The sequence below is a fragment of the Paraburkholderia sp. SEWSISQ10-3 4 genome, from assembly GCF_030464785.1.
GTDB classification, from domain to species: domain Bacteria; phylum Pseudomonadota; class Gammaproteobacteria; order Burkholderiales; family Burkholderiaceae; genus Paraburkholderia; species Paraburkholderia aspalathi.
The window spans coordinates 64,827-89,905 of the sequence record NZ_JALPRI010000006.1; the positions used below are offsets into that span (position 1 = coordinate 64,827).

21 protein-coding genes are annotated in these 25,079 nt (G+C 59.8%); 14 read left to right on the forward strand and 7 right to left on the reverse strand.

Annotated elements, in window-relative coordinates; all coding sequences use genetic code 11:
• Nucleotides 1–46 precede the first annotated feature (46 nt).
• Nucleotides 47–1,471, forward strand: coding sequence for an MFS transporter (locus tag M0D68_RS15215; protein WP_200620407.1), 1,425 nt, complete (start codon nt 47–49; stop codon nt 1,469–1,471).
• A gap of 158 nt (nt 1,472–1,629) precedes the next feature.
• Here M0D68_RS15215 and M0D68_RS15220 read toward each other — a convergent pair whose 3' ends face one another.
• Nucleotides 1,630–1,842, reverse strand: coding sequence for a 4-oxalocrotonate tautomerase family protein (locus M0D68_RS15220; protein ID WP_200620408.1), 213 nt, complete (start codon nt 1,840–1,842; stop codon nt 1,630–1,632).
• Between the two features lie 216 nt (nt 1,843–2,058).
• On the opposite strand from M0D68_RS15220, the gene M0D68_RS15225 reads away from it, so the two are divergent.
• The gene (locus M0D68_RS15225; RefSeq protein ID WP_266224713.1) at nt 2,059–2,970 is read left to right on the forward strand and encodes a LysR family transcriptional regulator; all 912 of its coding nucleotides are present in this window, start codon (nt 2,059–2,061) and stop codon (nt 2,968–2,970) included.
• A gap of 87 nt (nt 2,971–3,057) precedes the next feature.
• On the opposite strand, the gene M0D68_RS15230 is transcribed toward M0D68_RS15225, so the two are convergent.
• Nucleotides 3,058–3,531, reverse strand: coding sequence for a hypothetical protein (locus tag M0D68_RS15230; protein ID WP_266224715.1), 474 nt, complete (start codon nt 3,529–3,531; stop codon nt 3,058–3,060).
• A 1,015-nt stretch (nt 3,532–4,546) separates the two neighbouring features.
• On the opposite strand from M0D68_RS15230, the gene M0D68_RS15235 reads away from it, so the two are divergent.
• Both M0D68_RS15235 and M0D68_RS15240 read left to right on the forward strand, forming a co-directional pair.
• Nucleotides 4,547–5,284, forward strand: a complete 738-nt coding sequence (locus M0D68_RS15235) for a hypothetical protein (protein ID WP_200620411.1) — start codon at nt 4,547–4,549, stop codon at nt 5,282–5,284.
• Nucleotides 5,285–6,210: 926 nt separating this feature from the next.
• Nucleotides 6,211–7,689: an esterase-like activity of phytase family protein gene (locus M0D68_RS15240; RefSeq protein WP_093645162.1), complete on the forward strand. Its 1,479-nt coding sequence runs from the start codon at nt 6,211–6,213 to the stop codon at nt 7,687–7,689.
• A 284-nt stretch (nt 7,690–7,973) separates the two neighbouring features.
• Here the strand turns inward: M0D68_RS15240 and M0D68_RS15245 are convergent, their stop codons facing one another.
• Together M0D68_RS15245 and M0D68_RS15250 are read right to left on the reverse strand one after the other, a co-directional pair.
• Nucleotides 7,974–8,693 (reverse strand): tetratricopeptide repeat protein, encoded by a 720-nt coding sequence (locus tag M0D68_RS15245; protein ID WP_093645165.1) that lies wholly within the window; start codon nt 8,691–8,693, stop codon nt 7,974–7,976.
• A gap of 1,070 nt (nt 8,694–9,763) precedes the next feature.
• Nucleotides 9,764–10,972: an MFS transporter gene (locus M0D68_RS15250; RefSeq protein WP_266224718.1), complete on the reverse strand. Its 1,209-nt coding sequence runs from the start codon at nt 10,970–10,972 to the stop codon at nt 9,764–9,766.
• 161 nt (nt 10,973–11,133) lie between these two features.
• Here M0D68_RS15250 and M0D68_RS15255 point away from each other — a divergent pair, with 161 nt between their 5' ends.
• Entirely contained in the window at nt 11,134–12,072 is a 939-nt protein-coding gene (locus tag M0D68_RS15255; protein WP_266224719.1) for a LysR family transcriptional regulator, read from the forward strand.
• Nucleotides 12,073–12,092: 20 nt separating this feature from the next.
• Here M0D68_RS15255 and M0D68_RS15260 read toward each other — a convergent pair whose 3' ends face one another.
• Nucleotides 12,093–14,753, reverse strand: coding sequence for a winged helix-turn-helix domain-containing protein (locus M0D68_RS15260; RefSeq protein WP_266224720.1), 2,661 nt, complete (start codon nt 14,751–14,753; stop codon nt 12,093–12,095).
• A gap of 194 nt (nt 14,754–14,947) precedes the next feature.
• Here M0D68_RS15260 and M0D68_RS15265 point away from each other — a divergent pair, with 194 nt between their 5' ends.
• Both M0D68_RS15265 and M0D68_RS15270 read left to right on the forward strand, forming a co-directional pair.
• A complete protein-coding gene (locus tag M0D68_RS15265; protein ID WP_266224722.1) occupies nt 14,948–16,186 on the forward strand; it encodes an MFS transporter in 1,239 nt (412 codons plus the stop codon).
• Nucleotides 16,187–16,286: 100 nt separating this feature from the next.
• Nucleotides 16,287–16,556, forward strand: coding sequence for a hypothetical protein (locus M0D68_RS15270; RefSeq protein ID WP_211701042.1), 270 nt, complete (start codon nt 16,287–16,289; stop codon nt 16,554–16,556).
• 223 nt (nt 16,557–16,779) lie between these two features.
• Here M0D68_RS15270 and M0D68_RS15275 read toward each other — a convergent pair whose 3' ends face one another.
• The gene (locus M0D68_RS15275; protein WP_093647376.1) at nt 16,780–17,286 is read right to left on the reverse strand and encodes a GNAT family N-acetyltransferase; all 507 of its coding nucleotides are present in this window, start codon (nt 17,284–17,286) and stop codon (nt 16,780–16,782) included.
• A gap of 352 nt (nt 17,287–17,638) precedes the next feature.
• Between M0D68_RS15275 and M0D68_RS15280 the strand changes: the two genes are divergently transcribed.
• Both M0D68_RS15280 and M0D68_RS15285 read left to right on the forward strand, forming a co-directional pair.
• Nucleotides 17,639–18,100 (forward strand): N-acetyltransferase, encoded by a 462-nt coding sequence (locus M0D68_RS15280; RefSeq protein ID WP_093647374.1) that lies wholly within the window; start codon nt 17,639–17,641, stop codon nt 18,098–18,100.
• 187 nt (nt 18,101–18,287) lie between these two features.
• Nucleotides 18,288–18,794 (forward strand): hypothetical protein, encoded by a 507-nt coding sequence (locus M0D68_RS15285; RefSeq protein WP_093647372.1) that lies wholly within the window; start codon nt 18,288–18,290, stop codon nt 18,792–18,794.
• A 142-nt stretch (nt 18,795–18,936) separates the two neighbouring features.
• Here the strand turns inward: M0D68_RS15285 and M0D68_RS15290 are convergent, their stop codons facing one another.
• Nucleotides 18,937–19,890: a LysR substrate-binding domain-containing protein gene (locus M0D68_RS15290; RefSeq protein WP_266224723.1), complete on the reverse strand. Its 954-nt coding sequence runs from the start codon at nt 19,888–19,890 to the stop codon at nt 18,937–18,939.
• A gap of 157 nt (nt 19,891–20,047) precedes the next feature.
• On the opposite strand from M0D68_RS15290, the gene M0D68_RS15295 reads away from it, so the two are divergent.
• From M0D68_RS15295 to M0D68_RS15315, 5 genes are all read left to right on the forward strand, one after another.
• The gene (locus tag M0D68_RS15295) at nt 20,048–21,115 is read left to right on the forward strand and encodes an ABC transporter substrate-binding protein (protein ID WP_266224724.1); all 1,068 of its coding nucleotides are present in this window, start codon (nt 20,048–20,050) and stop codon (nt 21,113–21,115) included.
• A gap of 70 nt (nt 21,116–21,185) precedes the next feature.
• On the forward strand, nt 21,186–22,265 hold the full coding sequence (locus M0D68_RS15300; RefSeq protein ID WP_093647368.1) for an ABC transporter ATP-binding protein: 1,080 nt from the start codon (nt 21,186–21,188) through the stop codon (nt 22,263–22,265).
• The gene (locus M0D68_RS15305) at nt 22,252–23,124 is read left to right on the forward strand and encodes an ABC transporter permease (RefSeq protein WP_200621478.1); all 873 of its coding nucleotides are present in this window, start codon (nt 22,252–22,254) and stop codon (nt 23,122–23,124) included. Before M0D68_RS15300 ends, M0D68_RS15305 begins: the two co-directional genes overlap by 14 nt.
• A gap of 16 nt (nt 23,125–23,140) precedes the next feature.
• Complete coding sequence (locus M0D68_RS15310; RefSeq protein WP_200621479.1) at nt 23,141–23,938, forward strand: ABC transporter permease; 798 nt, start codon at nt 23,141–23,143, stop codon at nt 23,936–23,938.
• A complete protein-coding gene (locus tag M0D68_RS15315) occupies nt 23,935–25,071 on the forward strand; it encodes an FAD-binding oxidoreductase (protein ID WP_266224725.1) in 1,137 nt (378 codons plus the stop codon). The genes M0D68_RS15310 and M0D68_RS15315 overlap by 4 nt, the downstream gene beginning before the upstream one ends.
• Nucleotides 25,072–25,079: the final 8 nt, after the last annotated feature.

The following is a 25,079-nucleotide window of genomic DNA, read 5'->3' on the forward strand; positions in this document are numbered from 1 at the left end:
AAACCTCATCGCAACTTCGTCGAATATCAGGCACAGGAGAACCGGCATGGCCGTATCAACGAGCAATAACCCTGCACGCAGGCGCTATACGTACGAGTGGTACGTGGTCCTGATCTGCATGCTTGCGTATGTGTTTTCCTTCGTCGACCGACAGGTTCTCGCGTTGATGATCGAGCCGATCAAAAAGGATCTGCATCTGACCGACACGCAGTTCAGCCTGCTGCAAGGCTTCGCGTTTTCGCTCTTCTACGCGGTGATGGGCATGCCGCTCGCCTATCTTGCCGACCGCTTCGCCCGCCCTCGCATCATCGCGACAGGCATTGCGTTATGGAGCCTCGCCACCGCGGCCTGCGGCGTCAGCCAGAACTTCATCCACATGTTCCTTTCCCGCATGAGTGTCGGCGTGGGCGAAGCCGCGCTGTCGCCCGGAACGTATTCGATGTTGAGCGACTACTTTCCGAAGGAGAAACTGGGACGCGCGGTGGGCGTGTATTCGCTGGGCTCATTCATCGGCGGCGGGATGGCCTTCCTGATCGGCGGGTACGTGATCCATCTGCTCAAGCAGATGACGACGGTCAGCGTGCCACTTCTCGGCGACGTGCGTTCGTGGCAACTCACGTTCTTTATTGTCGGCTTGCCGGGCTTTCTCGTTGCTTTGCTGTTTATCCTCACCGTGCGCGATCCGGCGCGTCGAGGACTCGTGCGGGATGGCGCCGGCCAGGCAAAGCGCGTGTCGATGGGCGACTCGCTACGCTTCATCGGCACGCATGGTAAGACGTTCACCTGCCACTACCTCGGCTTCTCGTTCTATGCGATGACGCTGTTCTGCCTGATGAGCTGGACGCCCGCGTTCTATATCCGCCACTTCGGGCTCACGCCGGCCGAAGCCGGTTACACGCTCGGCACGATCCTGCTGGTCGCGAACACCATCGGCGTGTTCTGCGGCGGGTGGCTCAACGACTGGCTCATGAAGAAAGGCCGCACGGACGGCCCGATGCTAGCGGGGTTCATCGGCGCGGTTGGAATGCTGGTGCCGGCCGTTGCTTTCACACAGGTCGATAGTCTGAACGTGTCGCTTGCGCTGCTGGTCGTTGCGATGTTCTTCGCTTCGTTCCCGATGCCCACTTCGACCGCCGCGATGCAGACGCTCGCGCCGAACCAGATGCGTGCGCAGATTTCGGCGGTGTTTTTGCTGGTTTCCAATCTCATCGCACTTGGGATCGGCACGACGCTCGTCGCGTTGTTGACCGACAAGGTGTTCGGGTCGCCGAAAGCGGTTGGTGATTCGATGTCGATTGTTAATCTTGTCGCCACGCTGCTGGCTGCAGGGCTGTTGTGGTTGGGGTGCAAGCAGTTCCGGTTGAGCCTTGCGCGTGTGCAGGGGCAAACGGGTTCGACCGTGACCGGGGCACATCACGACGCCGCAGACGCCGCGCATGTCGGCGACGTTGCGCCGCTGGTGGGACAGTAAGGCTATTACTGCTTCGGTCTTAACTCGTTTCTTTGCACTATCCGCTGATGGCAGAACCGCCCGCTTTCGGGCGGTTCTGCATTGCAGGCTTCAACACTTGACCGTTTGACTTGCGATTGAACGGGTGCGAGGCGGTCATCCTCGCACCCGTATGGACATCAGTTCCGCGGGATACCCATCTTCTCCATCGTCAGGGTCTCGTCGGCGCGCCCCCAGCCACCGTCGGCGACCTCATCCACGAGAACCATCGAGTAAGGACGTACGCCCTCGCCGAAATACTCGACGAACATGGCCGTGGTGCGATGGATGATTTCTTCTTTTTTCGCGGCATCGAGCGTGCCTTGCGGAAACTTGTAATTGGCAAATGGCATGAAAAACTCCTTGATTGGGGTTTGAAAACGGGGTGTCGGTTTTCGGCACCTGGACAGTCACGCGTGAAGAACCAGTTTCCATTTCTGCTCCTTTGCAGAGTGACGCTCAGGTGGCCGACTGCCTTGAGAGCGATTATTGCCGCCCCGATCACCTGGATAAATGGTGGTAAATTGCCATGACTATTCAATGGGAATAACTAATCGAGATCGGCGGATATGGATCGTTTTGACACGCTGCAGTTGTTCGTCCGGATCGTCGAGCAGGGCAGTTTCACCAAAGGCGCGAGCATGGTGGACATCCCGCGCGCGACGGCGACCTATGCCATCAAGGCACTTGAGGCGCGGCTCGGCACACGGCTGCTGGAACGAACGACGCGGCACGTGCGGCCGACACTCGACGGCCAGGCTTTTTACGAGCGCTGCGTGCGCATCCTGGGCGAGATCGACGATGCGGAGTCGTCGTTCTCGCATCAGACTAGCAACCCGCGTGGCGTATTGAGGCTGGACCTGCATGGCACGCACGCCACACGCATCGTGTTGCCGCGCATCGACGAGTTTCGGGCACGCTATCCGGGTATCGAGCTGGTGGTGAGTAGCGGCGATCGCCTCGTGGATCTCGTGCGCGAAGGTGTCGATTGCGTGATCCGTGGGGGGCGTCCGCGCGACTCATCGCTGATTGCGCGGCCTATGGCCGTCGTGCCGCAGATCATTTGCGCGAGCCCCGCCTATCTGGCGCGATGGGGTATGCCCGCGACACCGGCTGATCTGGCCTCGCATGAAGCCGTCGGCTTCTTTTCCCAGACGAGCGAGTCCTCCTATGCGATCGAACTGCGCATCGAGCGGAAGATCACTGAATTCAAGCTGCGTAGATGGATCTCGGTGGGCGACGCTGAGAATTATGTCATCTGCGCGTTGCGCGGGGCGGGTCTGATTCAGCTGCCCCGCTTCCACGTGGAGGACGAGCTTGCCGATGGTCGTCTTGTCGAGGTCCTGCAGGACTGGGAGAGTCCGGGCTTACCTATCAATATTCTCTATCCCCAGCACCGGCAGCTCGCTCCGAGGGTCCGCGCTTTCGTGGATTGGGCGAGTCAGGTGTATGCGGCGAAATTCGGCGGTGAGAACGGTTGAACGCAAGGTTGGAAGAGCCGCCCGCTTTCGGGCGGCTGAGCATTGGACGGCAGTCGGCCAACTGAAGCCGTCCGCCTTTCTCGGTGGTTAGTGGTGCACAGGAGCCGGCTGTTCGTCCGCGTCGTCTTCTTCGTTTGTCGCGGATTTGGCTGACGTTTGTTTGGCCGCGCTAGGCTTCGTGGTTGCCGGTGTTTCCGTCGTCGCTATTTGTGACGCCTCTGCGAGAAGGCGCGCTGCACGGCTCGCGGTGATGCGGCTTTGAGGGATGCCCTTCGCATCGAGCGCGATCACCTGGTATAGCTCACGGTCACATTCGAGCTCGCGATGATATTGCTCTGCTGTGTCGACGAGCAATTCAAGCATGGTCTGCTGGCGTCGTCTTTCGTCGCTCGTGATGGCAGGATTCCTACACATCGAGGACGCAAGTGTGATCAATGTGTTGAGTTGGCTCAACTGCCGGTTACAGAGGGCGAAGGTGGAAAGCGCGAGCTTTTCGTACTGGAGCGCGTCGACTGGCGGGCGTGACACGGGTTGAGATTGTTTTGTAGGTTTGTTGCTCATGGTGCGACCTCCCTGGTACTTCTTTGATCGCCCGACACTCGCTTGCTTGGGGAAGTGGGTGAGCGGGCACGTGGCGGGTTTGGAAGACCGGGTCAGAAACATGCCGGCGAGCCTCGCGGCTCCCCCACCACAGCCCGCCCATTGAAAACAACAGACGTGCAGGGGTAGACGCACGACCCGCGCGAGCGGGTGTGCGGTTTCTGACTTCAGGCTTCCACACCTGACCGCCGGGTGTTTCCCAACGGCTTGATGATTATAAATCAAGGCAGCCGCGTAGCGATCAACCAGGCAGGCTAAGTGTTTGCGTTTGGCCGATTGGATAAGGCATCGTCGGCGGCGGCGGTTGGCGGGTTGGCGTGAACTCGGAGGCCGTAGAGGACGCGGGCGGTTGGTTGGCTCTGCGGTGATAGTGAGCGCGTAGGCGTATCTGGGGTTCGTCAGTGTCCGAACTTGGCGGTTGATGGAGGTTCATCGGCCTAAGGGACGGTGGACCTCCGTCTGATCGCAACCGGTTGAATGACTGCTCTCGGAGAACGCAGAGGACTGAAGTCGACCCTGAGCGGTCTGTGGGATTTGTCCCGAGCGGACATTCACGTGCTACGGTGCGGCGCACTGACACTGTGTGATGCCTATTTTTTGCCCCACTGAAGCAGAGTGCCCAGCTTCATGCTGAGAGGAACCTTCGGCGGCCCGTTCCTCGCCAGTTTATCCATGGTCTCTTTGATCGGTAGTGCCCGTATCAGGAAGGCTTCCAGTTGCTTGTTCAGACCGCGAATCCAGACCCCACTATCTTGCTTGTCCAGAGAGTCAATCAATTTGTCGCGGAGCGGGTCTGCTTGGAAGTGAAAGGTTGTGTTATCGCGCAGAATACCGACCTCTTTGCATGGGATTGACTACTTGAGAAACCAACGGTATTTTTTCTGATGGGGCGTCACGCCCCCTGCGCCGCCTCACAGTTCTTTTCGATTCCGTGCCGGCTGGGAGGCTCATCGGCACGGATACTCGGACCGAAGCCATGCGTATCTACTTCCAGAACGCGTCTATCCCGACGCGGGCCGCCAATCGGCTTAAATTCCGCCTTTCGCTAAAGGAATCCCAGGCGCGACAGGTAACCTCCGAAGTCTTCGGCTATAGAGACTGGACCGACCTCCACCGCGACCTGGGCAGCAAAGCGGCTTCCGCGCTCGACGAGGCGTGTGACAGCGTGACACTAACCGAGAGACGCGTATATCAGGCGTCGCAATTGCTCGCATCGTCAGTTGATCTTCACGGTGAATCCGCCGACGAATTTGTTCGATGGTGGCAACCATCGTCCGCACATGCGCACGAAGAGGGCCCGAACCCGACAGAAGCGCCGTTTGCCGGCTCAAAGGAAGATCTGAGTTTTCAGGAGGCGCTGAGCACATTGGCTCACGCCGCGGACCGTCCCGTTGGCCACTTCGAACAAGCGCTCATGACTGGCATACACAGAACGGAAAACGAAAGCTCGCTGAGGTTTGTAGAATCGATTGCTGATGAGTTGCTAAGCGGCAACCGAAAGCGAGAACCCGAAGTGGCTCGTCACCTCCTTGAGGCTCTGGCCTCGCGAGGGCTCCCTAGGTCAATACTTAACCTGGCGGTGAGTTTGACGCTTGGCGATGGTGGGCCTAAAGACGAAAACAGGGCCACGGAGCTGCTCGGGCGGTTGGCTGAATCTGCTTCAACTCCCGATGATCTGAAGCGGATTGCCGAATCGCGCTTAGGCACCGCCTAAGCACTCGAAGGTCCCGTCAGGCTCGTCATAGTTTCGACCTACAATCGCCAGCGGGGAACGACTTCGCCAGCACCGCCGGACGGCTGAACAGATTGCAGGCAGCTATGCCATCGACACTGGTTGCCAGATAGAGCGCATAGTTGTGCGATTGCAATCGAGCCCCAAGGGTTTGTACTCGTTACGTCTCCTCCATGTCTCCATTGATATGAATTGAGCCCGCCACAAAGCGGGTATTTTTTCGCCCAAACGTTCTTTCCTTTCTTCGCGAACGTGCTACCTTCGATGCTCACCCCGGTCGGCTTCAGGAAACCATGCCCTGCGAAGCGTGCCAGAAATTGTTGGTTGGCGATTCAGACGGTTCCCACGATGGGCTGCTGACATATCGCAACCCAGCAATTCTTCGCCCCTTCGGCCGACCGCCGGTTGTTCTACATCGCTATCGCTGCAAGCACTGTGGCTTCAACTGGATACACGAAACAGATCCGCTAGAACGCGGTAGATCCGAGTGGATCTGTCTGTACGAGGCACCCAATATTCTCATTCCCGCGACAGTAGACCGCTCTTCGCGATTGTCGGCCAGTGAGCACTCAAACCCTTCAGGTAACACAGAAAGGCAGCCGGCGCGCTCCGGGAATTGGCTCCGACGTTTCTCCTGAGCCAGCAAGGTACAGCGAGCAATAGGGCCCGGTTTCTAGCGCAAGCGGCACAAGACTGGCCAATCTGAGCGTCCGGCCGATCCAACTAATTAGCGTCATCAATCGGTCACAACCCTCACGCAGTATTACCGCCAGCCTTCAAATGGCCGACGATCTGCGCGCGAGTCCGTCCTTGTCCGATGCAAACATCCGGGCGAGCAAGACAAGCGAGGACAAGACTCAGCGCCATACGCGCTCGACAAGAACCATGCCCACTCAAGGAAAGACATCGTGTCACGTTCAAGACTGTTTGCTCTGACGGCGATTGCGTCGTCGCTCATATTTACAACTACGGCGTATGCGGGCGTGGATCTCATTGCGATGGGCCAACTGAGCGGTCTGACCGGCGATTTATCGAAGGAAACGGCTGCGCCGCTGGAAAACGGTGTAGCGGGCAATCTGCTCGGCGGCCTGGGTTCGGGCATCGCTTACGCGGGGTGCCAAACGTTCGTGGCTGTTCCGGACCGCGGCCCGAATGCCGTGTCGTACAACGCCGCGATCGACGATACCGCGTCGTACATCAACCGCTTCCAGACCTTGAGCCTGCGCCTGAAACCGGCGTCGGCGAGCGCAGCACTGCCGTACACGCTGACACCTAAACTCCTCGATACCACCCTGCTCCACGCCTCCGAACCACTGGTCTACGGAACGGGCGCGGCTGCCGGCGTCCCCGATGGCGCCCCAACGCTTAACCGCCGCAATCACACGCATTACTTCTCGGGCCGCTCGGACAACTTTGACCCTTCACGCTTGTCGACGAATGATCGCAACGCGCGCTTCGACCCGGAAAGTGTGCGCGTGAGCAATGACGGCGAGACCGTATTCATCTCCGATGAATACGGTCCGTACGTTTACCGGTTCGATCGCCGCAGTGGACGCCGCATCGACACTTACAAGCTGCCGGATACGTTCGCGGTCTCGACGCTCAGCCCTCTCGGTAGCGATGAAATCACGCTCAACACCTCCGGCCGCGTGGCGAACAAGGGCATGGAAGGCCTGGCGATCTCGCCCGACGGAAAGACGTTGTTCGGCGCGATGCAAAGCCCGCTGATCCAGGATGGCGGCACGGACGGCGCTTATACGCGCATCGTGAAAATCGATATACGCAGCGGCAAGATGACGCAATTTGCGTATCCGCTAACGAACATCGGCACGGCAGCCAAGCCGAAGTACCCGACCATCAGCGACGTGGTCGCCGTCAACGATCACGAACTGCTGATGGACGAACGCGACGGCAAGGGTCTTGGCGACAATTCGACGGCAGTGTTCAAGAAGGTGTTTCACATTGACCTGACGGGCGCCCAGGATGTGAGCAACGCAAGCAGTCAGGCGGGGCTCGCACCCTACGCGGTCCAGAAGGCCCTGTTCCTCGATGTCGTCACCACGCTAAATGCACACGGTCTCAGCGCCAACGATATACCGGCGAAGCTCGAAGGCCTCGCGTTCGGTCCCGATGTCATGGTCGGCGGCGTGAAAAAGCACACGCTGTTCATTGCGAACGATAACGATTTTATCGGGACGATAACCGATTCCAATCATCCGGCCGGTATCGCGAACCCGAATCAGTTCTTCGTGTTCGCGTGGGATCCGAGCGACTTGCCGGCCTATGTCGCGCAGCGCCTGCCCGGAGTGGATGACGACACGCGCGGCAACGGTCACGGTCGCGGCCAAGACCATAACCGTATGTGCGCGGCTGACGACGATCATTGAGCATCGATCGCGCATCCCGTGTTTTTTAACGCTGGATGCGCGATCCACTTTCGGCCCGTTTTCTTTGTCGCCGCTGGACGGCTGGCACTCAGCGATAGCCGTTAATCGAAGGGACACACATCTTCGTCTACGAACGGTCGTTTTCAAGAAACTCAACTGAGTCTTGTCGACCCTCTACCGCCATTGGAGCCAGCTTTACTTGAAAGTCCGCTTCCGGAGTCCAACGGCCATTTGCGTGTCCTCGGTGGACGCCATATTCTCAGCTTTGCCGGCGGCCTGATCTCTCAGCACGGTGCCAGGCCGGTAACACTACCCATAGTCACCGGGCACAGCCGCTGCGGCGCCGGTTGTGAATTCTGCTGCTGTACCGCCTGCTGGAGTCGTTCGGCCTGAACGTTCGCGTTCGATGCCCGGAGGAACGCGTCTCTGTTCGCTTCTACCTTTTGCACGACTCCGTGAGGATCGCCCACGCGAGTAAGGGCGTTAAGCGCATCGCGGTTGTACTGCCAGGCCGCCTTCTCCAACCATTCAATCTGCTTGGCCTTGTCCTTCGGCACGCCTACCCCCTCCGCATACATGGTAGACAGCGAAAATTGCGCGCGGTCGTTGCCTTGTTCGGCGGATTTCCGCATCCATGACGCGGCGGCGGCATAGTCTTTGGTTACGCCACCACTTCCGTAGTAGTAGTACCCGGCGACTTTTGCTTGTGCCAAAGCATCGCCGGCCTGCGCGGCTTTCAGGAAATAGACGAAGGCCCCGGCGAGGTCGTTCTGACCTACGAGGTGCGAGGCGTAAAGATACTCGGCCATCACATTGCCAGATTCCGCGGCGGCTTTTTCGTGTGCAGCCACCTCGGCTTCACGCTCGGACTGCGTCTTGGATGAGGGCACCGCGCAGCCGCCCAGTGCGGTCAAGGACAGCATGACGGCGACACCGAACGCAAGACGGCGGATGGACAAGAATATCATCGGCGTGGTATTTCCGTTTTGAAAATGGGAAGCCATGCCGGCGCCATTAGCGGGTGATGAAGCGCTTCACGACGACATGACGAAATAGCGTCACATAAAGGTCATGTGATGGCCTGATTGCGTACGCAAAGATACTAATCGGTCTATCTTGTGTCAATCAGATATTTGTCGTCGCACGGGTAGCGCTCGAAAAACCGATTAATCAAGGGCGTCGGCTCACGGATCGAAAACCGCCATTCCTGCGATAATCATTGGGCACCAATGAAAGGCCGTTCCTGGCAGATCGCGGCCCGATGCGCTTTAGCGAGACTCCTTTGGACCTGCACACTCGCTGTTTGCCAAGCTTGTCAGTGCGCGATAAGGCAGTCTCCCAGATGGTAGCTGTCATCGAGGTGCCCTTCTCCGTCGAACCCGATAGTCACAACATATGGAAAGCCATCGGGGCGTTGAGACACGTTGTAACCTACGAGAGCGTGCCTGACAGCGTTATCAAAATCGGAATCTTCAGCACGCGCGTTCTTCATCACTTTCGTAACCTGCCCACTACTGTCAACATGGACGCTATAGCCGATTACTGGTGGAGAGTCGCTCCCAGGTTCCAAAGATTTCGTCGCGACACTTATGCGATTGAAGATGGTACATAAGGCATCCCTACCCTCTTGACTCATCGCGGGTGGAACCATAGGGGCTGTGTGAATTGGCCTGACCGCCGTTGGATCTGACGACGTGACCTCGTTTTGGGCTTGAATCGGACCAACACCGGCAAAAAGCAGCCCCACAGCGAATACGGCAGACTTGCAGTCCATGATTCTCTTCCCGGTTGCCTCTGACGTTGAGCACGCAAATTGTCGACGATTCTGGTGTGGTTGTCGAAGGTCCGCTGATGGCCGCTGTCTGCCTCACGCAAGTGGCGTTCGCAGCCTGAAATTCGCGAGCCGGCGACCGGTTGAATCCAAGGCCGAACTCAGCCGGATGGCGAGCGACTGGGTTCGACCCGGAGCGGTCCTTCAGTTCGTTTCTTTGGATGTCCCAACAGCGATCAAAAGCGGTCGATTCGTCCATTTGCCTAAGGAAGTGCGATCCGTTTGATGCGACCACTCGATCGTCTATCGGGCTTCACGCCCCTTGTAGTCGGCGCTTGCCTCGCGTTGCGCCGCAGGCGGTCGCCGACCGGACGCTGGAATGATCTGCGGCAGCATCGAAGCGCTGGCAAAGACGAGCCCAACGCCGCACACGCCAGGCCAATGCCACATGCTCCACGCATAGTTGCCAAGCGCCGCGCCGATCGCCCCGCCTGCGAAGCGGCATGTCATGTAAAGCGTGTTGGCACGGCTCATCGCAGTGCTCTTAACCGCCAGGCTGCGCGCCATGTTCGAGACATGGGAGCTTTGCATGCCGAGGTCGAGCAGGATCACCCCGACGATTAGCCCGCCGATGCTCGAGCCTTTCCACGCAAGCACCACGTACGAGGCAATGAGGACAATGCTGGCGGCGAAGATGATACGACGCGGATCGCGCGTATCGGTCAGCTTTCCCGCAGCATAGGACGCGCTCGCGCCGGCGACGCCGACAAGCCCGAACAACCCCGCCGTCTCGCTGCCGTAACGGTGGTCGAGGGCGTGCAGATGAAACGCGAGCGTCGTCCAGAAGGCGCTGAATACAGCGAATTGCAACGCCGCGATCAAAGCGGTCTGCCGTACGACGGGTTCCTCGCGCAGCAACGCAAACAGCGAACGCATCAACGCACCATAGCTGCCCGAGAAGGTCGGCTCGATACGCGGCAGCACGCGCGCAAGCATGACGGCAACGCCCACCATCGCGACTGCCGCGAACGCGTAGACAGAGCGCCATCCGAAATTCGCAGCGATCGTGCCCGATACCGTGCGCGAGACGAGGATGCCGCAAAGCAGACCGAACATCACGATTCCGACGGCCTTGCCGCGGTTTTGGGGGCCCGCAATCTTCGCCGCATAAGGCGTGAGCAGTTGCGGCGCGACACTCGCCATGCCCGCGGCAAAGCTTGCCGCTACGGCCCAAGGCAGCGTGGGTGCCGCCGCCATCGCGACGAGCGCGACGACCGCCGCCGCCAACGTGAGCGCGAAGAGCTTGCGCAGCTCGACCTTGTCCCCCAGCGGAATGAACAGGAGCAAGCCCAGCGCATAACCAGCCTGCGCAGCGATGGAAACCGCGCCGGCCTGACCTTCGGTAGCGCTGAACGTATGCGCGAAATCGACGAGCAGCGGCTGGTTGTAATAGTTGTTGGCGACGACGAGCCCGGCTGCGAGTGCCATGACCCAGTAGATCGACTGCTTCATCTGCGCCCATCCTTTGCCGGAAATGTTCGAAGAGCTCACGCGCTCTAGGCGTGGCGCGCGGGCTTTAACGGTTTGCTCAAAGGGGAATCTAGACTATTTCTAAAATCGGGAGTAGCGTCAGCCAGCGGCAATGACTCTTGCGATTTGAGGAAGGGTGACCGATGGACCGATTCGACGCGATGAACGTGTTTGTCCGGGTGGTGGAAACCGGCAGTCTGTCTGCCGCCGCGCGTGCGATTCCGATGTCGCTGACTTCGGTGAGCCGCCACTTGTCGGCGCTCGAGAAGCAATTCGGCATGCAACTGCTGCGGCGCACGACACGGCACATTGCACTGACGAACGAGGGGCGTCTATTTTTTGAGCGCGCGAAGTCGATCCTCGCGGAGCTGGACGAAGTGGGCACGTTACTCAGCGCGGGCCGCAGCGAGCCGGCGGGCCGTTTGCGCATCGCTGTGCCCACGCTGCTCGGCCGAACCGTCATCGCGCCGCTCTTGCCCTGCTTCCTTGCGCGCCACAGCGCGGTTTCGGTCGAACTGCTGTTGATCGACCGCGCCGTGAATCTCGTCGAGGAGGACATCCACCTCGCGATTCGCGTGGGCCGCCTGCCCGATTCGGCGCTCGTAGCACGCAAGCTCGGTGACGTGCGCATGATCGTTTGCGCCGCACCGTCTTATATCGAGCGCCGCGGCGCGCCTTGCTCGCCTGACGAGCTGCGCCGGCACGACTGCCTCGTTTTCTCCGACCAGCCTGGCCCCGTCGATTGGCGCTTCAAGTCCGCAGGCACCCGTCATTCCGCCCGCATTACAGGCCGTCTCTGGGCCAACGCGCTCGACGTGCTCGCGGCCGCGGCGATCGACGGTGCGGGCATCGTGCGCGCACCATCGTGGCAAGTAGCGGCCGACATCGAGTGCGGCCGGCTGCGGCGTATCCTGCAGGATTACGAGACAATGCCTGCGCCTGTGAATGTGCTCTTCGAACGCGCACGACGCACGTCGCCCTCTGTGCGGGCCTTCCTCGACTACCTGGTCGAATCGACGGAAACAGGCCCGCTCGCCGGCATGCCCCGCTTCGGCGAAGCGCTCGGGCCTGCAAACGGGTGATACCGCATTACGCCACGCGCCTATGCGACATGTTCGTTTGTGAGTCTGAGCTCCCAGGCCTTGGCGCCCTGAGCGCGCGCCAGCGTCAACGCTTCCTGCAAAATCAACGCCCGTGGCGTTCGCCGGGATGACGTCTTCTCCGATAGCGTCCGAGCCTTGACTCTCATCAGTTCAGGGGCGTTCCAAAACTGTCCAGTAGCGTCGCCAGCCAGCCGGGCATTAATGAGGCTGACTGCTTCTCGCATACGGCCCTGTTCCAGCATTGCGCTCGCAAAGTCGGATAAGAATACGGAATAAGCCGGATCAAATCCGCGGGCTTGCAGCGTCTCCAGTGTCGATCGAAGCTCGACGAAAGAGACAGCGTTCGGATCCTGGAATACTTTCGCCCAAAGTGAAAAAGCCGAACCATAGAGTCCCCAAAAGTCCAGACCGTGAGTTCCTGCCACCTGGATAAGCTGCTGGGACGCACGCTTGACGCCTTCTACGTCTCCTGAAAGTGCTCCCACGTTGCAACCTCCCTCCGCAAGGGCGCAGCATAGGGTGCAGGCGTGATCCAGCGCAATCGCCTCGTCAATCGCTATCTGGGCAGCCCGTCGCGCTTTTGCCGTGTTCCCCATTAACCACAGAATGCGCGAAAGAAAGGCCCAACCTGCCACGCGCTGGTCCATTCCGAACCTGAAATGGGAACCATGACGTTCGCCGCGCGTATAACTGTCGAGCATGCACTCAATTTCAGACAAAGCTTTAGTGTGATTCCCCAGAAAATGATGAGATGTCCCAATCAAACGACGTGCCGTCAGAAGTGCCGCTTGATCGCGATGTCTCACGGCTAGATCTGCCATGTTTTTCCCGTGCTGTAGGGCCTGTGCGTAGTAGCCGCTGCGGAGATGATAAAGCCATAGACCGTATTCAGCCTGCAGTTGCGTTTCCGCGTCGTCCAGCCGGAGCGCGAGATCGCTGGCCCTGCTCCAGGCCCGCCCATTAGCCGGAACGGGTCCGCGCGACCAGGTCAGCGAAGTGGCCAGTGCGGTCTGGATCATCATCTCCTGGCGCTCTTCAACGGGAGGAATTTTCGTTTCTTCCAGTACGTTCGTAATCCGCTGGCGACACTCGTCGTAGAGTGATAGTTGTATCCAGAATGGGGCGGAGTTCGCGAGAATGAGCAGACCCGAGGCACGGCGCTTACTATCTGACAATGACCAGTCAAGAGCGGCCCTGATATCGTCAATGAGGTGTTCGTATTGTCGCTTCCATTGCGTCGTGGGTAGCGACGTCCAATCCCGTTGGGCTTGAGAAGTCAATTGCTCAACGAAGCGAGCATGCTTTTCAGTCACGGCCGCCGTGCGGTTCGCAAGCTGCTCCAGGGCGTATGCCCGCAGCATGGTTAGATAGCGATAGCGAATCGGCTGGGTTCCGGCCTGCAACGTGATCAGCGACTTGTCAACGAGGCTGCAAAGCACATCAACCAGTCGGGTGGGCCTTTCCAGCGTGGTGGATACGATACGTTCTGCGGCAGCGACGGTGAAATCGGCAGGGAAAATGGCCAACTCCTGGAACACCGCTTGTTCCACGGAGTCGAGTAATTGGTAACTCCACTGCAGCGCGTCACCAAGCGTCCGATGGCGACCTGGGGTCTGGCGTTTCTGAGCGGCAAGCAATCCGGACGAAAGGGCTAAATCTTCGGTGACCGCTGCGAGACCCAGCGATGGCACGCGAGCTGCAGCGATTTCCAATGCCAGTGGGACACCATCGAGCGCCCTGCATAACGCCGTAACCTGCTCTACGTTCGTTTCCGTAAGCTCGAAGTGATAGTCCGCGGAAGTTACACGACGGACAAACAGTTCAACCGCACTATAGCTTCTCGCGTTTGCTGCGTTGATGGTGCGCGGAGGTAACGTGAGAGGACTGAGCCGGTAGACCTGCTCACCGTCCAGCCCCAATGGGGTCTGGCTGGTGAGCAGCACGCTCAGTTGCGGATCAGATTCCAGAACCCGCTCAAGGGCCGCTGCACACGCCGACGTAACGTGTTCGCAGTTATCAACGACCAGCAGTGCCCTTCCCGGGTGAGACGCCAACTGTTGTGTGCTTGTCCGAGCAAGCCCCGCCAACGCGCTCGAAATAGCTGGCGATACTGAGGCTGCGCTTAGTTGCGACAAGTCGGCGAAGTAAACCCCGTCGGGAAAACAGGGACTGGATTCTGACGCGGCCTCTATCGCGAGGCGAGTCTTACCTATACCGGCAGGGCCTGTGAGCGTGCATAACGTTTGGGTAGCCAGCAGCCGGTTTAATTCCAATAGCTCCTCAACGCGGCCGATCAAAGGAGACCGTGGGCTCGGCAGGCCAACTCGTGCTTGAGGTGCGCCTATGGATGACGTGACAGCCCGATGCGCCCGCACTGAACCTGTAAAACGATAGCCTCGACCGAATTCCGTCGCGATAAGGTCCCGATCATCCCCCAGTATTTTTCGCAACGACGAAATCTGCGCCTGCAAGCTGTTTTCCTCGATGACCTCCTTCGACCATATCCGGGAAAGAAGCGAATCTTTGGATACGACCTGGCCTGCCGTACTGACAAGCTGGACTAGCACGTCCAGCGCACGCTCACCTACGTCCAGTCGTACACCATCTCTCAACAGCAGCCGCAAACCTGGGAACAACTGGTAGCGGCCGAAAGCAACCATATCGTCGTCGCGGGCGTCAGGGCCCTTCGACGGCCTTTCATGGCGAGTCTTTGTACCTGTAGGCATTTCTTAATGTCACACGGCGAGATTTCGGGGATCAACTGGAATTTCAGATGTCTGAAATTGTAGGCCAAAGACTTCTCGTGTGCGCTGCATCACGATGAGGGTCCCTGTACTACGTCGTGAGTCTGGACATGTCACCCAATACAGTTGGTAGCGAATCTCCGGCGCAGTCCGCCGCCCCTGAAGAGCCCGGGTTAACACATCACCTAGACAATTCATTACTGATGGTGATGGCGGTTGCCTGCGGTGTCTTCGTCGCTAATATTTACTACAACCAGCCGATCCTGGAACTGTTGCAGCAGGCTTTCCCACGATCGCCTGGCCTCGTCAATCTGGTTCCGACGGCGACACAACTGGGTTTCGCCTGCGGTCTGTTTTTTCTGGTACCTCTGGGAGACCGGATTGATCGGAGAAAATTGATTCTCGGGCAAACGGCAGTGTTAGTCGTGGCGTTGGTATGCCTTGCTGCAGCCCCGAATGCCTGGTTGCTGGTCATCGCTTCAGCAGTAGTAGGTATTTCAGGATCTGTTGCCCAACAAGTCGTACCGTTCGCGGCAGAACTAGCCGGATCCAATCGCCGTGGCCAGGTCGTCGGTACTGTGATGAGCGGGCTGCTTTGCGGCATTCTGCTGGGAAGGGCCGTCGGCGGATTTACTGCCGATCATTGGGGCTGGCGTGCCACGTTCTGGCTAGGGGCCGCGATGACCGCCATTATCTGGGTCATGTTGCTAGTCAAACTCCCACACAGTGAACCCAAGACAAGCCACAGCTACTTTCGTCTCATGAAGTCACTCATCGAGTTGTGGCGAGAAGAACCGTCACTGCGCCGTGCGACATGTATTCAAGCCGCGATGTTCGGTTCCTTTATTGGGCTATGGACGATTCTGGCATTGCGTCTGCATGAGGCCTTCGGCCTGGGGGCTGATGTGGCAGGCCTTATGGGGATCGTTGGCGCGGCGGGTATTCTGATTGCCCCACTTGCCGGCCGTGTCGCCGATCGTCGTGGGCCCCATGTCGTTATCGGACTTGGTTGCCTGATCATGCTGCTGTCATACGCGGTTCTGGGCCTTTGGGGCAGCCTCGCTGGTCTGGTCGTCGGCATCATCCTGCTGGACTTCGGTGAGCAGTCGGCTCTCATCTCCAACCAACATGTGGTTTACGCTCTTCGACCGGAGGCAAGAAGCCGGCTCAACACGCTATTCATGAGCGGAATGTTCGTAGGCGGCGCCGCGGGTTCCTGGGGAGCAAGTATCAGTTGGCGACTCGGTGGATGGCATGCAGCATGCGTATTTGGTGGCGCGTTGGCGTTGCTCGGGTTCGTTCTCCATTTCTCAGGGAGACTGTCTGCGTACGCCACCACCAGAAGTTGAAACGTCGACAGTGGCCGAAAGCAACCGGAAATAGAACGGATGCCTCCCCCGTAAAGGCCGACGAACGTAGCAGTTCGAAGAAATCAGGAAACTTTCATTCATGAACTCCCCACACTTTTCTGGCGCTCATGGCACGTTGTCGTTACTGACGGAAATTGATCCGCAGACGGAGACGATTAACCGTACGATGCGCCTCGAAGCTTCACCGGATGGTCGCAGCGTGCTCCTGGTCGCACTAGATATTCGCAAGCCTGGCAGCCAACGGGAATGGCGTGTCGAAATTACGCCGGAAGAGCTTATCGCACTGATTCACGCGCACGGTACAGAAGTATCGGGATATCTTGTCGATTTCGAGATTCAGGTGCGATAGGCAGGCACGATCCATCAAGTCAATGGGCTTGGACCATTGTCGAGAGCGAATCGCAACGTACTACCGGATTTCGCTCGATGAACTGCTGCGAGAGCAGTGCGCGACAGATCGAGTTGGCTGCGACGACGTTCCGAACGACCGCTTGCCGCCTTCAATGGGTCGTTGGGAGCAGATTGGTCAGCGGCGGCTCCTGGCCGAATCCGGTCTAACGCAATGCGGCGCTCTAGATCATTTGTTTGCACATATGCTCCTCGTCATAAAAACGATCTCCAACCTTCATAGCCCGTGGCTCCAGGCCGAACGTCTGAAAGCCGTGCGACGCGTAAAGCCTCTTTGCTGGCAGGTTTTCCGCATTGACGCAAAGCATCAACTGGATGGTGTCCCACTCCTCAGTCGCGTGAACTGTCGCTGCCGACAAAAGCGTTTGTGCGATTCCTCGTCCACGGTACGAAGGGTTTACAAACACGCCCCAAATCGTGGCCTTGTGATTCACCTGACACAGCGGTTCACGACGAACGCCCGTGATGCCGACCAGCACCTCACCCTCGAACGCACCGAAGACGGCTTGTGTTGGCGTTGAACGAACGCGGTTGGCGATCTCCTCAGTCGAGCGTGCCATTTCCTCCTGACGGGTAGGCCATATGGCGGTGGGGGCGTTGTCGACGGCGAGAAGACGCAAAGCTTTGAATTGATCTGCGTCATGTGGATCTAGTAGGCGGACAGTGACCATGCGATATAAGGGGATGACCAAAGAACGTTTACCGTACTGGATATCAACAACGCCGCGCAAGTGTTGACGGTCAAGTGGTTAGCCCATCCACTTAAGTCAAGCTGTCGACAATCTAGGCGAGGACGACGAAGGTCCGTTCATGGCCGAACCCGGTCCGACGCAGACCTCGATCGATCACTGATAACAGCATGTATGCGAAAGGCATAAACCGACCCGAAGCAGCCGGTCTCAATTCTCCGAAGCGGCCCTTCACTGGAGGTGCATGCCTCCGGCTAGCGCTGCGCTATCGATAGCTATTTGCGGGACGTAGTATGATCGCGACGAATTTCTATCGACAACGGAAACTCCTTCAATGAGCGCGACCTTTAACGTCTTCGATTCAATTCCTGACGATTTAGCCACGCTTGTCGGCGATGGCTTGTCCGCATTTAATACCGTAGCGGTAGGTACCTCTGATTGGCGAGACCTCGCAGTTTCAATCAGTTCTGACGATGGATGCCTTGGAGGCTTGGTCGGCTATACCGCATGGGACTGGCTGTTCGTTAAGTGGCTTTGGATAGTTGACAGCGCTCGTGGGCAAGGGCTTGCTGCAGCAGCGATGGTTGAGGCAGAAAAGGTAGCTATACGCCGAGGATGCCGTGCTGCATGGATCGACACGTTCAACCCTGCTGCGAAACGTCTTTACGAGAGCGCAGGATTTACAGTTTTCGGCGAGTTGCCCGATTTTCCGATTGGGCATACACGCTATTTTCTGCAAAAACGCTTTGCCCCGACAACCGTATCTGTCGCCAATCAGACCGACGCGGCTAAATGACCGTTCCTGGCCGCACTGTGACGGATGACGATCGGCTCAGGCCGACCCACAGGGGACCTTCAGATTTGCCGAAAGCTGCCGTTCACATAGCTTATAGGCGGCTCCGACGTATAAGATCGGTCTAGGCGAAAATTCAACACTCCGACTCGCTGCAGCGACTCAGAGTTGTCTTGGAGTGGGAATCCTCTTGAAAACAATCGTAAAGCGCTTCCTGTTAGCGCTGATCGTCCTGATGGCTTGCGTTCGCGGTGGAGTTGCTCTGGCAGAAACCCCATCTGATCAGTCCTTTTCTCCTGATCCAAAAATCCAGAAAATTGCGGAAGCCTACTCGCTAGACGCCGTCGACTTCTCCGCAAAACAGTTTGGAATAAAACTCGACTGGTCGGACGCGAGTATTGCAAATGTCGAAAAGGCCTTGGCGCAAATGAGTTCATCCTACGTCGGCACGAGTCCCAAGCCTACGGACGAACAAGTTATGTCGTTTGCGAAAGCCTACGGAAGTTACGTCGGAGAGGTGTATCGCCGCAATCATGGTGGCGAATGGGGTATGGTCACCCTTGGCGGAAGCCGATTCCCGGGTCTGCAAACCACCTCAGGTTCCAGCTTCTGGCCATGGGGACGAGTATTCAATCGGATCACAAAGGGGGCGGAGGACAGCATCGCCGACTACTACGTGGCCCTATTGAAAAGGTAGCGGACGGCGCATCCAGTCAACTTGGCCTTGAAGGTCTCAACAATTCAGGCCACGACGTCGACCGTCCGAAAGTGGCCGAACCCCGCCCGACGGCCCCACCACAAGACCAGAATACGCCACCGCCAATTCGAAACGTTTCCCGTCACGCCCCGGCCCGAGAGCGCGCTCGCGCGCGGCCCGCCATACTCCGAACCGGCGCAACTACCTCTGCAAGCAATTCCTCGTGCAGCCCCCGCAACACTTCTACAAAAGCTGACGCGAGCCGCTCTCGTGGCCGGTGCGGAGGAAAAAGCAGATAAGTCGGAAAGAGTGTGGCCGGTAGAAATGGGCGAATTGCAATATCAGGTCCGGCGAAGTCGCGTGCGACGATGGGATGCGCAAGCGTCACGCCCATCCCATGCCGAACCATCTCGCAGCACATCGCGGTGTATTGCGCCTCGATCGCCAGGACGCGCTGCACGCCGGCGCGCTGGAACACTTCGTCCATCAGCACGCGCGTGCCATCGCCGTGACACAGCGAGATGAACGACTCACCCTCCAGATCCTCCGGCTTGATGCTGCGCTTTCCCGCCAGCCGATGTTCCGCCGGCATCACGCAAACGGCAGCCACCTTCGACAACTGCTCGACCTCACAATCCGACGCCTCGCTGACGTACACCGCCACACCCAGATCGCAGAACTGCGAAGCAGTCCAATGATTTACCGTGCCAGACGTATTCACATGCAGCGATACGGTGACTTCCGGAAATAGCGCGACAAACCGCTTGATCGCGTGCGGCACCAGCGTCATGCCCGCCGATGGCATGGCGGCAATGCGCAAACGGCCGCTGCCGAGATTGCGAATCTGCGCCGCGGCATTGGCCAAACCCTGCAAGCCGACGAATGCGCGTTCGACTTCACGAAAGAACGCCTCGCCCTCGCTGGTCGGAATCAGCCGCACGCCGCTGCGCTGAAAGAGCTGCAAGCCCGTATCGCGCTCCAGTTGGGCGATCAGCCGACTCACATTCGGCTGCGACGTGAAGAGCGCCTTGGCCGCGGCGGTCATCGACCCCGACACCATCACCGCGCGAAACGCCTCGATGTGCTTGAGATTCATCCGTATTCTCCCTTAAACGACCACCCCTAACCCATATCACTCATGCATAGGTAGGTATTTAATTCGTATTGGACGACATGACTAGGCAGCGTGACACTGCATTCTAACGACGGGCGACCAAGCCCGCCTCCCCACACCGGAACTGGAGATCGTCGTCATGAGAAGAGCGTTGCATCGCCGTCTGTCCGCCCCGTCGCGCGCCGCCATCGCGGCCGTTTCCTTCGCTTCCACCCTCGCCGCCCCGCTCTTCGCGCAGGCCGAGACCACGCTCTATGTGGCCAACGTCGGCGGCTCGAACGAACAGGTCTACCGGCAAAAGATCATTCCGCCGTTTGAAAAGGCGCATGACGTCAAGATCGTCTACGTCGCGGGGAATTCGAGCGACACGCTCGCCAAGCTCCAGGCGCAGAAAGGCCATCAGCAGATCAACGTGGCGGTGATGGACGACGGCCCCATGTATCAGGCGATGCAATTCAACCTGTGCGCGAAGCTCGACGACTCGCCCGTGATGAAAGACGTCTATCCGCTCGCCAAACTCGGCCCGACCTCGATCGGCGTCGGCATGGTGGCGACCGGAATCGGCTACAACGAAGAGGCGTTCAAGAAAGCCGGCCTGCCGCCGCCCGACTCGTGGAAGGCGCTCACCGACAATCACCTCAAGGGCAAGCTGGGCGTGCCGCCGATCACCAACACCTACGGCCTGCATACGCTCGTGATGCTCGCGCGCCTCTCCGGCGGCGGCGAAAAGAATATCGATCCTGGCTTCGCCGCGATGACGAAGGAAGTCGCGCCGAACGTGCTCTCCTGGGCGCCGACGCCCGGCGAGATGGACGGTCAGATGCAAGCCGGCGACGTGATCCTCGCGCCTTATGGCAGCGGCCGCGCCGTGGCGCTCCAGAACACCGGCTTCCCGCTCAAGTTCATCTACCCGAAGGAAGGCGCGGTCGCGTTGCAGGTGGCGGCATGCGTTGTCGCGGAGAACGCGCAGCCGCAGTTGTCGCAGCAGTTCGTGCAGTACCTGTTGAGCCCGGAAGTGCAGGTGTTGCAGGCGCAAGGCATCGGCATCGGTCCGGTCAACAAGACGGTGAAGCTCACACCTGACATCGCCGCGCGCGTGCCGTATGGACCGGAGCAGGTCTCGAAGCTGACCGCAATGGACTGGGCCACGATCAACCAGCATCGCGCCGAGTGGACGGAGCGCTGGAACCGTTCGGTCGAACGCTGATGTACGTCACAGCCGTCTGTGACTGGTAAGTTCTTCGCGCGGCGCGCGATCTGATGAAGGAGCGAGGCGTATGGCCTTTTTGACTCTGCAAGGCATTTCGAAGCGCTACGGCGATTTCACCGCCATCGAGCAGCTCGATCTGGCCGTCGAACGTGGGGAACTGCTCGCGCTGCTCGGCCCGTCCGGATGCGGCAAGACGACCACCCTGCAGATGGTCGCGGGCTTCGTCACGCCGACCGCGGGCCGGATTCTGCTCGATGGCCGCGACATCACCCAGGAACGCCCGGAAAAACGCGGCATTGGCGTGGTGTTTCAAAGCTACGCGCTGTTTCCTCACATGACAGTCGCCGGCAACGTCGGCTTCGGGCTGGAGATGCGCAAGGTGAAGCGCAAGGAGCGCGACGAGCGCGTGGCCGAAGCGCTCTCGCTCGTGCGCCTCAATGGCCTTGGCCACCGCTTTCCGAAGGAACTGTCTGGCGGTCAGCGGCAGCGCGTCGCGATAGCGCGGGCCATCGCGATGCAGCCCGAACTCCTGTTGCTCGACGAACCGATGTCGAACCTCGACGCGAAGCTGCGCGAGGAAATGCACATCGAATTGCGCGCCATCCAGAAGCGCCTCGGCATCACGACGATTCTCGTCACGCACGATCAGGTGGAGGCGATGACCATGAGCGATCGCATTGCCATGATGCATCGCGGCGCGATTGCGCAACTGAGCACGCCCTACGACGCGTACGAACGGCCCTCCACGCCGTTCGCCTCCACCTTCCTCGGCCGCACCAACGCGTTTCCGGGCGAAGTGCTGCGCCGCAATCCGCGTTGCGCGGAAGTCGCGGTGGCCGGCACCACGCTGCATGTTCCGCATGAGGGCCGTCAGGTAGATGGATCGGTGAACGTCTATATCCGCCCGGAAAAGGTTCATCTGGCGAATGGCGACGCCCGTGTGCGCGGCCGTATCGCGACGCGGGTCTTCGTCGGCAATCAGTGGCTGCTGGAAGTGGAGACTGAACTCGGCAAGCTGCGCGTGGCGCAGCCGAACCTCGGCGCGCCGCCGCCCGAGGAAGGTCACGAAGTGGGTCTCGCATGGACCGACGACGACCTACGCGTACTCACGCAAGACGATCGGGAGAGCGCTCATGGCCACGCTTGAAGACGGCCGCCCCGGCGCGGCGCCGTGGCTGCTGTCGGGGCCCGCGCTGCTGCTGTTCGTCAGCCTGCTGCTGGTGCCGCTGCTGCTCACGCTGATGCTGTCGTTCCGCGTGTTCAGCGATACGGCCGGCGTCACCTCCGCCTATACGCTCACGAACTACTGGGAAGTGGTCAGCGATCCCTACTACGGCACGATCTTCCTGCGCACTGCCGGTCTCGCGTTCGCCGTCACGCTGCTTTCGATCGTGCTCGGCGTGCCGGAGACCATCGTCCTCGCGCGCATGAAGCGTCCATGGCAGTCGCTGTGTCTGTTGATCGTGCTCGGCCCGCTGTTGATTTCCGTGGTGGTGCGCACGCTCGGCTGGCAAATCCTGCTTGGCAATAACGGCGTGCTGAACAATCTGCTTCAGTCGCTGCATATCACGAGCGAACCGATCCGTCTCGTCTTCACGATGACGGGCATGATCATCGCGCTCACTCACGTGCTAGTGCCGTTCATGGTGATGTCGGTGTGGGCGACCGTGCAGAAGCTCGATCCCCAAGTGGAATGGGCCGGCCGCTCGCTCGGCGGCTCGCCATTCGCAGTGTTCCGCCGCGTGGTGCTGCCGCAGATCATGCCGGGCGTGCTGTCGGGCTCGATCATCGTGTTTGCGCTCTCGGCTTCGGCTTTCGCGACGCCAGCGCTGATCGGCGGACGTCGATTGAAAGTGGTCGCCACCGCCGCTTACGACGAATTCCTCGGCACGCTCAACTGGCCGCTCGGCGCAAGCATCGCCGTGCTGCTGCTGATCGCCAACGTGGCGATCGTGATGGGCTGCAGCCGTCTCACAGAACGCCGCTTCCGGCATATCTTCGACTGAGCGAGGGAGAGCGAACATGAAACAGAACGGCATTCTCGGGCTCGTGTACAACGCGTTCTTTCTCACCTTCATCATCGCGCCGCTCGCGGCGGTAATGCTCGTGGCCTTCACCGATAAAGGCTATATCTCGATGCCTTTCGATGGCGCGTCGCTACGCTGGTTCCGCGCGATCCTGGAGAACGACGACATGGTCTCGGCATTCTGGCTCTCGGTGCGGCTCGCGTTCGCTTCGGCGACCATCGGCGTGGTTCTCGCGGTGCCCGCCGCGCTCGCCATTGCGCGGTATCGCTTTCCCGGCCGCGCCGCGCTCACGAGCTTCTTTCTCTCACCGATGATGATTCCCGCCGTCGTGCTCGGCATCGCGTTCCTGCGCTTTCTGTCGCTGCTGCATCTGTCGGGATCGTTCTGGTCACTGGTTTGCGCACACGTGATCATCGTGCTGCCGTACGCGTTGCGGCTCGCGTTGTCGTCCGCTGTCGGACTGGATCGCGATGCGGAGCGCGCCGCGCTCTCGTGTGGCGCCAGCCGGTTCACCGCGTTTCGCCGCGTGGTGCTGCCGATGATCCGCACTGGCGTGGCGGGCGGCTGGGTGCTCTCGTTCATCCAGAGTTTCGACGAACTCACGATGACCATCTTCGTTGCGACGCCCGGCACCACCACGCTGCCCGTCGCCATGTACAACCAGATCGCGCAGACGATCGATCCGCTGGTCGCTTCGGTGTCGGCGGTGTTGATCGTCGGCACTGTCCTCCTGATGATCCTGCTCGATCGCATGGTTGGACTCGATCGCATTCTGATCGGAGAAGCCCGATGACATTGACAAGCAGCGTCTGCCCCGACGTGCTCGTGCTCGGCGGCGGACTCGTCGGTTCCGCCGTGGCCTACGGACTCGCCCGCGAAGGCGCGCGCGTCACCGTGCTCGACGAGGACGACGGCGGCTTCCGCGCCTCGCGCGGCAACTTCGGCCTCGTCTGGATTCAGGGCAAGGGCTACGGCCTGTCGCCCTACGCGCGCTGGTCGCGCAGTTCGGCCACGCGCTGGCCCCTGCTCGCCGAAGCGCTGCTCAAGGAAACCGGCGTGGATGTCGCGTTGCGTCAGCCAGGCGGCTTCCACTTCTGCTTCAACGACGACGAACTCGCCGAACGCGAGAAACGCCTCTCCACGCTGCAAGCCGAACTCGGCGATTACCCGTATCAGATGCTCGATGCCGCCGAAGTCCGCGCGCGCATTCCGCAGATCGGCCCCGATGTGATTGGGGCGAGTTATACGCCGATGGACGGTCACGTGAATCCGCTCAAGCTCCTGCGCGGGCTGCACACCGCGATGCAGGCACGTGGCGTACGGCTCGTCTCAGGTGAACGCGCGGAGCGCATCGAACCGCAAGGCGATGGCTTCATCGTGCATGGCATACGCGGCACGTATCGCGCGGCGCGAGTGGTTCTCGCCGCTGGCCTCGGCAATCGCGCGCTCGCGCCATTCGTCGGACTGAATGCGCCGGTCGCGCCCAATCGGGGACAGGTGCTGGTGAGCGAGCGCGTGACGCAGTTTCTCGACTATCCGACGCTCAACGTACGACAGACCGACGAGGGCACCGTGCAGTTCGGCGATTCGATGGAGGAAGTCGGCTTCAACGACTTCACCACCACGCACGTGCTGGCCGACATCGCCCGACGCGGCGTGCGCGCATTCCCGCTGTTGCAGCACGTGCGGCTCGTGCGCATGTGGGCCGCATTGCGCGTCTACACCCCCGACGGCTTCCCGATCTACGACCAGTCCGTGAAGCATCCCGGCGCGTTCGTCGTGACGTGTCACAGCGGCGTGACGCTCGCGGCGGCGCACGCGTTGCGCGTGGCGCCGTGGATCATGGGCAGACCGATGCCAGAGGAACTGCCCAATTTTTCCGCGCGCCGCTTCGAGCACGCCCGAGAACTGACTCCCGCTCACTGACCATCGAT